General features: G+C 49.6%; 1 protein-coding gene. It reads right to left on the bottom strand.

Features of this window, described 5'->3' with window-relative positions; all coding sequences use genetic code 11:
- Positions 1-37: 37 nt before the first annotated feature.
- A partial coding sequence (locus tag A3764_RS22045; protein WP_236628299.1) for a hypothetical protein occupies positions 38-240 on the bottom strand: 203 nt, incomplete at its 5' end.

Raw genomic sequence — 240 nt, 5'->3', positions numbered from 1 at the left:
GTCTAGAACGCGGGCTGGATGTTGTCACAGGCAAATTTCAGCCTGAGGCGACATAGCGCGTTAAATGCCGTGCAGAATCAGAATTGACAATTATATTAAACATCATAAGAGCGTTTTTTAAACGCATCTCGTCTCCATGGAAGGAAACCTTCATGCCCAGCACTGCAAGGAAGACCACCCGCAAGACAGGCGGGAAATCATCCGCGAAGATCTCCATCGTGGAGACTTCGAGCACGCAGG

This window comes from Sulfitobacter sp. HI0129, from assembly GCF_001635395.1.
Classification (GTDB): Bacteria; Pseudomonadota; Alphaproteobacteria; order Rhodobacterales; family Rhodobacteraceae; genus Sulfitobacter.
The sequence above is the reverse complement of the archived record's forward strand: the minus strand, read 5'-3'. Positions and strand labels throughout refer to the sequence as shown.